Below are 11,560 nucleotides of genomic sequence, written 5' to 3'. Positions count from 1 at the left end.
CAGGGCGGTGGATCCGACGTGGCCATGCACGCTGCCGGCATCACGCTCATGCGCGGCGACCCGGCGCTCATCGCCGCCTCGCTCGACATCTCGAGGCGCACGGTGCGCAAGATCCGGCAAAACCTGTTCTGGGCGTTTGCGTACAACGTGGCCGGTATCCCGCTGGCTGCGTTGGGCTTCCTTAGCCCGGTGGTCGCTGGCGCTGCCATGGCGTTGAGCTCGGTGAGCGTGGTGAGCAACGCGCTGCTGCTCAAGCGCTGGAAGCCGCCGGTCTGACCGGTGGGAGCAATCTGCCGCGTTTGATATGGGTCAAGTCCTGAGCGCTGCCCCTCTGGGATGCTGGCCCCTCCAAGAGACTCGAACGATCAGGAGACAAGTCCATGCCACACGAAGCCTTGCGCGTGATCCGCGACGAACATGCCAGCCTGGCCGCCATGCTGAAGTCCATGTTGCAAATGATTCAGCGCGGACCAGACCCCGCAGGTCGTGGCGAGCACGATCGATTTTTCGAGGTGATGCGCGCCATGCTGTTCTACATCGACGAGTTCCCCGAGACCCTGCACCACCCCAAGGAAACCGAGCTGCTGTTTCCGCGCGTGGCCAAGGCCGCGCCCGAAACCGCAGAGGCCATCGCCCAGCTGGACCGCGACCATGAATCGGGTGAACACCGGGTGCGCGATCTGATGCACCTGCTGATGGCCTGGGAGTACCTGGGTGACACCCGGCGCGCGGCGTTTGAAGATGCTGCGCAGCGTTATGTGTCGTTTTACCTGGACCACATGCGGGTTGAAGAAACGCAGGTGCTGCCGGCTGCCGAGCGCGCGCTCAGCGATGCCGACTGGCACGCGCTCAACGCGGCGTTTGCCACCAACCAGGACCCGCTGAACGCGCGCCTGCCGCGCAACCCGCAGTTCGATCGCCTGTTCACCCGCATCGTGATGCTGGCGCCGTCGCCGGTGGGCGTGGGCAACTGATCTTCACACCGCTTCGCCGCTGGTGTTGAGCGGGGCCGGAGCCCATGCCCACCTCAGCGCCGCCGCCTTGGCAGGATCACAATTGCGGGTGATGGCACCGAGTCCCGTCGCCCCTTCACCCGCCGCCTATTCCCGCGACACCCTTTGGCTGGCGCTGGCCCTCTCGCTGGGGGCGGCGGTGTCGCTGGGCATCACGCGCTTTGCTTATGGCCTGCTGTTGCCGCCCATGCGCGAAGACCTGGGCTGGAGCTACACGCTGGCCGGCGCGATGAACACCGCCAACGCCGCAGGCTATTTGCTGGGCGCACTGGCCACGCCCTGGCTGATGCGCCGGTACCCACCAACCGCGCTGCTGCTGGTGGGTTCGGCGCTGGCCACGCTGTTCATGGCGCTGAGCGGCTTCTTCACCGAGGCTGGTCCGCTGCTGCTGCAACGGGCGCTGGCGGGCGTGGCGAGTGCGATGGTGTTCATTGCCGGTGGCCTTCTGGCCGCGCAGCTGGGTGCGAGGCAGCCCGAGCGCATGGGCCTGCTGCTGGGCCTGTACTACGGCGGGACGGGGCTGGGCATTGTGGTCTCGGCGATCGGTGTGCCGTGTGCGCTGCAACTGGCGGCGGGGCAGGCCCACGCCTGGGCTTGGGCGTGGTGGGCGCTGGCGGTGGCGTGCACGGCGGCCACCGTGCTGCTGATCTGGCCGGCGAGCCGGCTCGCGGGCAACGCTGCTTTGCGCACCACTCCTACCACCATCCCGCCCACGGAGGCTGCCCGGTTCGCTGCGCGCGTATTCCGACCGCGCGACTTCGCGTTTGGCCTCGCTGGCTATGCCGGTTTTGGTGTTGGCTACATCGGCTACATGACCTTTGTGATCGCCTTGCTGCGCGACCAGGGCAGCAGCCCAGGCGCCATCACCGCGTTCTACGCACTGCTGGGTTTGGCGGTCATGGCGTCCTCGCGTCTCTGGGCCAGGCTGCTCGATCGCCATCGTGACGGCCAGCCCCAAGCGCGTCTGAACGCCTTGCTCGGTGTCGCGACCCTGCTGCCCGCGCTCACCAGTGCTTGGCCGCTGGTGCTGGCCTCGGGTCTGTTATTTGGCGCCGTTTTCCTCTCTGTGGTGGCGTCCACCACTGCGCTGGTGCGGCACAACCTGCCGCCCTCACAGTGGGCGGCCGGCATTTCCGCCTTCACCATTGTGTTCGCCGCTGGCCAGATCGTCGGCCCCACGGTGGTGGGCTTCATCGCCGACGGCCCCGGAGGGCTGGCGCGCGGGCTGGTGTACTCGGCGCTGGCGCTGTGGGTGGGGGCGGCACTGGCGTGGCGGCAAAGAGCGCTGTAGCGATTGGGGAACTTCGATTCGATCTGGATGGGTGGCCGCGCATGTGATTGGTCTCAAACGAGGCACACAAACCCGGTATCGTCGGGGACCAACGCTCTCAACACAGATACCAGCCATGGCCCTCGGACAGTTCGCTTACGCCAACAACAGCAACCGATTTCTCGCCTGCGAACCGCTGGCCGATCAGCCGTTCGCGGTTTGCGGCATCCCATACGACGGTGCGGTGACCAACCGACCTGGCGCGCGGTTTGGCCCGGCGGCGGTGCGTGCCGCCAGCCTGATGCTGTGCGACGGCATCCACCCTGTGTTTGACGTGTCGCCGCTGGATCAGCTGGGCGACGCGCTCGATATGCGGCTGCCTAACGCCTCGCCCCTGCCCGAGGTGCGTCGGCACATCGAGGCGCAGGCGGCAGCGCTGATGGCGAAACACCACGCCGTGTTTCTCGGCGGCGACCATTCGGTGACGCTGTCGCTGCTGCGAGCGGCGCAGGCGCAGTACGGTGATGGCGAGCCGCTGGCGCTGGTGCATTTTGATGCGCATTGCGACACCTGGAGCGACCACTTCGGCGAGCCCTCGGGCCACGGTACCTGGACTTATGAGGCGCTGCAGGAAGGCCTGGTGAGCGCGGCGCACACCGTGCAGATTGGCATCCGTTCCAGCGGCTGGCGATCGGCGCGCGAGTATGTGGCCGACCAGGGCGGGCAGATCTTTACCGCGCGCGCGCTGCGTGGCCTGGACGGCGCCGGGTTGCGACCTGCCATCGATGCCATCCGGGCACGCATCGGCCAGCGACCGTGTTACCTGACGCTGGACATCGACTGCCTGGATCCGGCCTTTGCGCCCGGCACCGGCACGCCAGAGCCCGGCGGCATGACCAGTTCGCAGGTCTTGACCTTCATCGAAGAGCTGGCGGGCCTGAACTGGATCGGCATGGACTGCGTGGAGGTGGCACCCGCTTACGACCACGCCGAGCTCACCACCAATGCGGCCTCCGCCTTCGTGTGGACTTACCTCAGCGGTCAGGTTGCCAAGCGCCGCGACAGCCAGAAGGGAGCATGAGCATGTGGGGTACCTCACTCATCGGGTCGGACACCCAGCTCAACCAGAAGAGCTACTACGAGGCCAGCGTGAACCGGCCCGCGCCCATGCCGCCGTTGGAGGGCGCGGTGCTTGCCGACGCGCTGGTGATTGGCGGCGGTTTTGCGGGCCTCTCGGCGGCGCTGGAGTTGGCGCAGCGGGGCATGAGCGTGGTGCTGCTGGAGGCCGACCGCATCGGCAGCGGCGCCAGCGGGCGCAATGGCGGCCAGGCCATTGTTGGCTACGCCAGCGGCCAGGGTCCGTTTGAAGCACAGCTGGGCGCTGAGCGATCACAACAGGCCTGGGACATGTCGGTGCAGGCGGTGGACCTGATCGAGCAGCGCATCGCCGAGCACGGCATCGACTGCGACTGGCAACGCGGTTACACCTACGTGGCCGACTCGCGCCATAAGGCCGACGCGCTGCGCGAGGAATTCGACGACCACAGCCGACGCGGCATCGACTGCGACTGGGCCGAAGGCGCCGACGTGTCGCGCCACATCGGCAGCGAGCGTTACGCGGCGGCGTTCCACGAAAAGCGATCGGGCCACCTGCACCCGCTGAAGTACGTGCTGGGACTGGCGCGCGCGGCGCAGGCCGCAGGCGTTCGCATCTTCGAAGGTTCGCCCGTGCTGGGCCTGCGCCGCGGCGACCCGCTGGTGGCGGTGACCCCCAGCGGCCAGGTGACGGCGCGTTTCGGCGTGCTGGCGGGCAACTGCATGCTGCCGGAGTTTGGCCCGCAGGTGGCGCCCGAAATCGCGCCGCGCATCATGCCAGTGGGCACCTACATCGTGGGTACGGTGCCGCTGGAACCGGCGCTGTGCGAGCGCCTGATTCCGCACCACGCCGCGGTGTGCGACAACAATTTTGTGCTCGACTATTTCCGTTGCAGCGCCGACTACCGGCTGCTGTTCGGCGGACGGGTGAGTTACACCACGCGCACGCCACGAAATCTGAAGGACGTGATGGCTAGTCGCATGGGCGAGGTTTTTCCCGAGCTCAAGGCCACGCCAGTGGAGTTTGTCTGGGGCGGCTTTGTCGACATCAGCATGAGCCGCGCGCCCGACTTCGGCCGGCTGGGGAGCAACCTGTATTACCTGCAGGGCTTCAGTGGCCACGGCGTGGCCCTCACCGGGCTGGCCGGGCAACTGGTGGCCGAGGCGGTGGCCGGCCAGGCCGAGCGCTTTGACCTGTTCGCCGCCTTGCAACACCGCAGCTTTCCGGGTGGCCCGATGCTGCGCACGCCCTCCCTGGCGCTGGGCATGTTGTGGCATCGTTTGCGGGACGCGTTTTGAGCGGGTGGCGGGCTCAGGGCGCGGTTGCTGCCAGCTGTTCCAGCACGGCCTTGGCCACCTTCGCGCCGGCACCGGCGATGCTCGCCAGCGGCGCATAGCCGTAGCCGATGATCAGCCCACGCAGGTCGGTGCGGGCGACACAGTAGGCGCTCAGCGCGCGCACCGTGACGCCCTGCTGAGCCAGCTGAGTGGCCAGCGCGCGATCGTCCACCGCGTGGGGCAGGCGCAGGCACAGGTGCAGTCCTTGCTCGGACCCGCTCAGGCGGGCGCCTGCGTCATCGTCCAGACACGGGCTGAGCGCCTCCAGCAGCCTCTGGCGGCGTTCCGCGTAGTTCTGGCGTGCGCGGCGCAGTGCGCTGCTGAAGTGGCCCATGTCGATGAACTCGGCCAGCGCCGCCTGCAGCGGCATCTGGCCCGGGCGGTTGAGGTCGTAGTGCGCTTGCCGGAAAGACTCGACCATTGGTCGGGGCACCACCAGGTAGGCCAGCTTGATGCCGGGGTAGAGCACCTTGGAGAAGGTGCCCATGTAGAGCACGCGGCCGTCGGTGTCCAGGCCTTCTAGCGAGGACAGCGGCGGGCCGCTGAAGCGGTACTCGCTGTCGTAGTCGTCTTCCAGTACCCAGGCGCTGTGGCGGCGTGCGGCCTCCAGCAGTTGCTGGCGGCGAGGCAGCGACATCACCGTTCCGGTGGGGTACTGGTGCGACGGCGTGACGTAAATCAGGCGAGGTGGCCGTGCAGGGTCGGCGTCTTCCGGACGGATGCCCTCGTCGTCCACCGGGACCGGTAGGCTGTCAAGTCCGCAGGCCATGAAGGCCTTGGCCGCGCCCCAGTAGGCCGGGTCTTCGAGCCAGACGGTGTCGCCGTGGTCGGCCAGCAGGCGCGAGCAGAGTTCGAGCGACTGCTGGGTGCTGGTGGTCACGATGACCTGGTCGGCGTCGAGTTGCACGCTGCGCGAGACCCGCAGGTAGTCGGCGATGGCGCGGCGCAGCGGCGCATAGCCGCCGGTGGCGTTGTAGTCCAGCATGTCCGGGTAGGTCATGCGCCAGTGCTTGTTTTGTAGCCGCTGCCAGAGTTGCAGCGGGAAGGCACTGAAGTCGGCAATGCCCGGCGTGAAGGGCTGCACCTCCAGCGCACTGGCTGAAAACTGGGTGGCCAGCGCTTCGCCGCGGGTGGACAGGCGGCCCACCGGCACCGGCGCCAGGCCAGTCTGGCGTATGCTGGCAGCGCCGCGGCTGTGCACCCGCGGCACGCTGTCGCTTACATAGGTGCCGCTGCCGACCAGGCTGGTGAGGTAGCCCTCGACGCTGAGCTGGTTGATGGCGGCCACTACCGTGTTGCGTGACAGGTCGAGGTCTTGCGCTAGATCCCGGCTGGAGGGCAGGCGATCGCCTGCCGCCAGTTTGCCGTCGAGCATGGCGCGGCGCAGTGCCTCGTAGAGCTGGCGGTGCAGCGGCAGTGGGTCTTGCTCGCCCAGCCGGTGCATCTCGGCTTGCAGGAATTCAGACAGCATGGGCGATTCAAAAGAAGTGTCAGGTCCAGCGCACTCTGCGGAACCGGTTTCGCCGGGTCACAGGCGTGCTCCTCCTTCAAACAGGGAGCCGCAGAGCGGTGCAAGGCGGTGGTCTAAATGGCCCCATTCGGTGGCGCCAACTGGCTCCGATTGTGATCCAATTGTGGCGCCACAATCAAGCTTCCATTCGGAGACAACATGAACCAGTCACCACCCTGCATGGTCTGGCTGCCCGCCGACCACCGCCTCCTGGGTGACCACGGCCACCAGATGCCCTTCTTGATGCTGGGCGACAAGTACGCACGGGCCGTCAAGCTCTGCGCGCAGGCGCAGCCCATCATGTTCCCGTTGGCCGAACCCGAACAGATCAGCGAGCTGCTGGCCCTGGTGGACGGGGTGATGTTGACCGGTTCACCCTCCAACGTGCACCCCGCCCAGTTCGGCGAGGACGTGGCCGATCCCAGCCTGCCGCTGGACCCGGTGCGCGATGAGCTCACGCTGGCGCTGGTCAAGGCGTGTGTGCGTGAAGGCGTGCCCTTGTTGGGGGCGTGCCGCGGTTTTCAGGAGATCAACGTAGCCCTGGGCGGTACCCTGCACCAGCGGGTGCAGGAGGTGCCCGGCCTGATGGATCACCGCGAAACCAAGGGCGCTCCATTTGACGAGCAGTACGCGCCCAGCCACCCGATCTTACTGGCGCCAGGCAGCGTGTTCGAGACCTGGGCCGGTGGCCTGGAGGTGATGGTGAATTCACTGCACGGTCAGGGCATCAACCAGTTGGCGCCGGGCCTTGAGGCGCTGGGCCGTGCGCCCGATGGCGTGGTGGAGGCGGTGGCCGTGAAGGGCGCGCGCAACTTCGCCTACGCGGTGCAATTTCACCCCGAGTGGCGTTGCTTGGAATACCCGTTCTACCGCGCGATTTTCGAGGCTTTTGGCGATGCCTGCCGCGAGCGCCGCAGCCTGCGCCTGCAATCCCAGGAATCGGTGCGCAGCCGTGCCACATTGGCTTGAGCACCATTCCGCCTTCCCCTTTGTTTGATTCCCCCGACACACCACCCCGAGGAACCGGCCTATGACAGCCCCCAAGAAAATGACCTTCAACGATCTCGAGAACTGGCTCAACGAGCGCCGGGTGACCGAGGTTGAATGCCTGGTGCCCGACCTGACCGGTGTGGCACGTGGCAAGATCCTGCCGCGGGAGAAGTTCACCGAAGACCGCGGCATGCGCCTGCCGCAAGCCATCGTGGGCATGGGCGTGACGGGTGAGTTCCCCGTGAGTGGCCCTTATTACGACGTGGTCGACCCCACCGACAAGGACATGCAGCTGCGGCCCGACCCGAACTCGGTGCGCATCGTGCCCTGGGCGACCGACCCCACGGCCCAGGTGATCCACGACTGTTTCGACAATGACGGCAAACTGGTGCCGTTTGCGCCCCGCAGCGTGTTGCGCAAGATCTGCGACTTGTACGACGCCGAGGGCTGGGAGCCAGTGGTGGCGCCCGAGCTGGAGTTCTACCTGACTGCGCGCAACACCGACCCGAACACGCCGTTGAAATCGCCCATCGGTCGCAGCGGCCGCGCTGAGACTTCGCGCCAGGCATACAGCATTGACGCCGTCAACGAGTTCGACCCGCTGTTCGAAGACATCTACGCCTATTGCGAGCAGATGCACCTGAACGTGGACACGCTGATCCACGAGGTGGGCGCCGGGCAAATGGAGATCAACTTTTTCCACGCCCACCCGCTGGGTCTGGCCGATGAGGTGTTCTTCTTCAAGCGCACCGTGCGCGAGGCCGCAATGCGGCACGACATGTACGCCACCTTCATGGCCAAGCCGATCGCTGGCGAGCCTGGCAGCGCGATGCACGTGCACCAGAGCATCGTGGACAAGCAGACTGGTCAGAACATCTTCAGCAACAAGGACGGCGGGCCGACCGACGCGTTCCACCACTACATCGGGGGCCTGCAGCGCTACATTCCTGCGGCCATGGTGCTGGTGGCGCCCTATGTGAACAGCTACCGCCGCCTCTCGCGCAACACCGCCGCGCCGATCAACATCGAGTGGGGTCACGACAACCGCACTGTGGGCATCCGCTCGCCGATCTCCAGCCCGGCAGCGCGCAGGGTGGAAAACCGCGTGATCGGCGCCGACGCCAACCCGTACATCGCCATGGCGATGACGCTGGCCTGCGGCTACCTGGGCATGAAAAACAAGATCGCGCCCAAGGCCGAAATGAAAGGCGACGCCTACCTGGCGCCGTATTCGCTGCCTCGCAGTCTGGGCGAAGCGCTCGACTGGCTGCGCCGCGAGACCGACCTGCACGACATCCTGGGCAAGGAATTCATCACCATCTACACCGAAATCAAGGAACTGGAGTTCGACGAATTCATGAAGGTGATCTCGCCCTGGGAGCGTGAGCACCTGTTGCTTCACGTATAACCCCCCGCGCCGCTGCGCGTCACCCCCCAGGGGGCAACACCTGCAGCCCGGCAAGGCCGGTTCTGCGATGTTCTGGAATGACTCCCCCTCATCTCGAAAGCGAGTTTCTCCTATGACCACATCTACCCTCATCGCCCCCCCCGCGCTGGTCAAGCGCGATCAGCAGCACGACACGGCGGCGGTGCAGGCGCTGGACAGTGCGCACTTCATCCACCCGTTCACCGACCACGGGGATCTCGCCACGCGCGGGTCGAGGGTGATCGTGAAGGCCGACAACATTTACGTCTGGGATTCCGAAGGGCGCAAGATGCTGGACGCCATGAGCGGCCTGTGGTGTGTCAATGCCGGCTACGGGCGCAAGGAGCTGGCGGACGCGGCTTACCAGCAGATGATGACGCTGCCGTTCTACAACAACTTTTTCCAGACCACCAACGTGCCGGCGGTGCAGCTGGCGGCCAAGCTGGCGTCGCTGGCGCCGGTGGTGGACGGGCGCAGCTTCCGCCACGTGTTTTATTCCAGCAGCGGCTCCGAGAGCAACGACACCAATGTGCGCATGGTGCGGCGCTACTGGGACTTGCTGGGTCAGCCCGAGCGCAAGGTCATCATCAGCCGCCAGAACGCGTACCACGGCTCCACCATGGCCGGTGCTTCGCTGGGCGGCATGAGCGGTATGCACGCGCAGGGCGACCTGCCAATTCCCAACATCACCCACATCGAACAGCCTCACTTCGCTGAGAACGCCAGGCCGGGTGAGAGCCGGGCCGACTTCGGCGTGCGCGCTGCGCGCTGGCTGGAAGAGAAGATTCTTGCCATCGGTGCCGAGAAAGTGGCAGCCTTCATCGCCGAGCCGGTGCAGGGTGCCGGCGGCGTGATCATTCCGCCCGAGACCTACTGGCCGGAAATCCAGCGCATCGTTGACAAGTACGGCATCCTGCTGATCTCCGACGAGGTAATCTGCGCCTTTGGCCGGCTCGGTCACTGGTTTGCTTACGAGAAGTTTGGCTACAAGCCCGACCTGGTCACCTTCGCCAAAGGCGTCACCAGCGGCTACATCCCTCTCGGGGGTGTCATGGTGGGCAACCGGGTGGCTGAGGTGCTGATCGAGCAGGGCGGCGAATTCAACCACGGCTACACCTACAGCGGTCACCCGGTGGCTTGTGCCGTGGCGCTGGCCAACATCGAGCTGATCGAGCGCGAGGGCCTGGTTCGGCGGGTGCGCGACGACACCGGCCCTTACCTGGCCGAGTGTTTCGAGTCGCTCAATGCCCACCCGTTGGTGGGCGAAGCCGAGAGCTGCGGCTTTGTGGGCGGGCTCAGCTTGGTCAAACACAAGTCGACGCAGGCCCCGTTTGATCCGGAGCTGGGTGTGGGCATGATGTGTCGCACCCACTGTTTCAACAGCGGGTTGATCATGCGCGCCGTGGGTGACCGCATGATCATCTCTCCGCCGCTGGTCATGACCAGGGCCCAGATCGACGAGATGATGGTGCTGATCCGTCAGTGTCTTGATGCCACCCTCGCCGATCTGCGCACCCAGGGCCAGCTAGCTTGAGGGAGACTGTGCAATTTCGTATTATTTCTTTGTTTTAATATTCGGTCATCCCTTTGGGGGATTGCTTAGGTCTATAAATTGCTAGTGCATCGAGCCAACGGGCCGGCTGCACTGTTTTTGTGCAACGTCGGGTCTCATCCCACCTATCTGGAGATTTCCTCATCATGAAGAAGCAAGTATTGGCTTTGGCCATCGCCGCAGTTTTCCTGGCCGCTTGTGGCAAGAAGGAAGAGCCCGCGCCTCCCCCGGCTGCTCCGGTCGCTGCCGCACCTGCCGCCCCAGCTGCGCCAGCGGGTCCGGTGCTGGATGACGAGAAGGTGCTCAACATCTACAACTGGCCCGACTACATCCCTGAGGGCATGATTGCCTCCTTCGAGCAGGAGTTTGGCATCAAGGTGAACTACAACACCTTCGAAAACAATGAAGCGCTGCACGCCAAGCTGGTGGCTGGCAACTCGGGTTACGACATCGTGATCCCCACGGCTGGCTTCGCCAAGAAGCAGATCGATGGCGGGCTCTATCAGGCGATCGACAAGAGCAAGATTCCGAACTATGCCAATCTCGATCCCGAGTTCATGGCCAAGATCGCTGGTGTGGATGCGGGCAACAACCATCTGGTGCCATGGGCCTGGGGCTTCACCACCGTCGGCATCAACAAGCAAAAGGTGGAGAAGGCGCTGGGTGGAATGGCCATGCCGGAAAACGCCTGGGACCTGGTGTTCAACCCCGAGTACTCCAGCAAGCTGAAGTCCTGTGGCATTGCCTACCTGGATTCCCCGAGCGAAATCCTGCCTGTGGCACTGCACTACGTTGGCAAGCCGGCCTACAGCGAAGACCCGGCCGATTTCAAGCTCGCTGGCGAAATGCTCGCCAAGGTGCGCAAGGATGTGCGCTTGTTCTCCAGCACCATGATCGACGACATCGCCAGTGGCAAGGCTTGTGCTTTTATCGGCTGGTCGGGTGATATCAACATCGCCGCCGACCGCGTGAAGGAAACTGGTGGCAAGGACGAGATCGTGCCCCTGCTGCCCACCGGCGGTGGTCTGGTGTTCATCGACACCATGGCCATCCCCAAGGATGCCAAGCATGTGAACAACGCCCATGCTTTCATTGACTTCTACCTGCGTGCGGCCAACGGTGCGTTGATGGCCAACGAAATGAACTACCCCACCGGCAACAAGGCCGCGCTGGCCGACATCAAGGACGAGGTCAAAGGCAACCCCACCATTTTCCTGGGCCCTGAAGACACGGCTCGTCTGATCGCCACCGGCGGTTTCTCCAACGACATCGCCAGCACGCTCAACGACACCTACAACGCCTTCAAGCGCGGTAAGTAACCCCGAGCAGGGCGCTGCTTGCGCGCACGCCATCAGGGCTGTTCTTC

At 65.3% G+C, this 11,560-nt stretch carries 9 protein-coding genes and 1 pseudogene; 9 read left to right on the top strand and 1 reads right to left on the bottom strand.

Annotated features, from left to right (window positions below; all coding sequences use genetic code 11):
* The 5 genes and pseudogenes from GPT34_RS15605 to GPT34_RS15585 form a co-directional block, all read left to right on the top strand.
* Nucleotides 1-276 (top strand): annotated as a pseudogene (locus GPT34_RS15605) (copper-transporting ATPase); the annotation flags it as partial.
* 104 nt (nt 277-380) lie between these two features.
* Nucleotides 381-974 (top strand): hemerythrin domain-containing protein, encoded by a 594-nt coding sequence (locus GPT34_RS15600; protein ID WP_291014382.1) that lies wholly within the window; start codon nt 381-383, stop codon nt 972-974.
* A 91-nt stretch (nt 975-1,065) separates the two neighbouring features.
* A complete protein-coding gene (locus GPT34_RS15595; RefSeq protein WP_291014379.1) occupies nt 1,066-2,304 on the top strand; it encodes a YbfB/YjiJ family MFS transporter in 1,239 nt (412 codons plus the stop codon).
* A gap of 115 nt (nt 2,305-2,419) precedes the next feature.
* Nucleotides 2,420-3,364, top strand: a complete 945-nt coding sequence (speB, locus tag GPT34_RS15590; protein ID WP_291014376.1) for an agmatinase — start codon at nt 2,420-2,422, stop codon at nt 3,362-3,364.
* Between the two features lie 2 nt (nt 3,365-3,366).
* A complete protein-coding gene (locus tag GPT34_RS15585; RefSeq protein ID WP_291014391.1) occupies nt 3,367-4,677 on the top strand; it encodes an FAD-binding oxidoreductase in 1,311 nt (436 codons plus the stop codon).
* 13 nt (nt 4,678-4,690) lie between these two features.
* Here GPT34_RS15585 and GPT34_RS15580 read toward each other — a convergent pair whose 3' ends face one another.
* Nucleotides 4,691-6,187, bottom strand: coding sequence for a PLP-dependent aminotransferase family protein (locus GPT34_RS15580; protein ID WP_291014373.1), 1,497 nt, complete (start codon nt 6,185-6,187; stop codon nt 4,691-4,693).
* 198 nt (nt 6,188-6,385) lie between these two features.
* Here GPT34_RS15580 and GPT34_RS15575 point away from each other — a divergent pair, with 198 nt between their 5' ends.
* From GPT34_RS15575 to GPT34_RS15560, 4 genes are all read left to right on the top strand, one after another.
* The gene (locus tag GPT34_RS15575) at nt 6,386-7,195 is read left to right on the top strand and encodes a gamma-glutamyl-gamma-aminobutyrate hydrolase family protein (RefSeq protein ID WP_291014369.1); all 810 of its coding nucleotides are present in this window, start codon (nt 6,386-6,388) and stop codon (nt 7,193-7,195) included.
* 61 nt (nt 7,196-7,256) lie between these two features.
* A complete protein-coding gene (locus GPT34_RS15570) occupies nt 7,257-8,624 on the top strand; it encodes a glutamine synthetase family protein (RefSeq protein WP_291014366.1) in 1,368 nt (455 codons plus the stop codon).
* Nucleotides 8,625-8,736: 112 nt separating this feature from the next.
* Complete coding sequence (locus GPT34_RS15565) at nt 8,737-10,176, top strand: aspartate aminotransferase family protein (protein ID WP_291014363.1); 1,440 nt, start codon at nt 8,737-8,739, stop codon at nt 10,174-10,176.
* A gap of 164 nt (nt 10,177-10,340) precedes the next feature.
* A complete protein-coding gene (locus GPT34_RS15560) occupies nt 10,341-11,513 on the top strand; it encodes an extracellular solute-binding protein (protein ID WP_291014361.1) in 1,173 nt (390 codons plus the stop codon).
* The last annotated feature ends 47 nt before the right edge of the window (nt 11,514-11,560 follow it).

This window comes from Hydrogenophaga sp. (assembly GCF_011390835.1).
Classification (GTDB): Bacteria; Pseudomonadota; Gammaproteobacteria; order Burkholderiales; family Burkholderiaceae_C; genus Hydrogenophaga.
The sequence above is the reverse complement of the archived record's forward strand: the minus strand, read 5'-3'. Positions and strand labels throughout refer to the sequence as shown.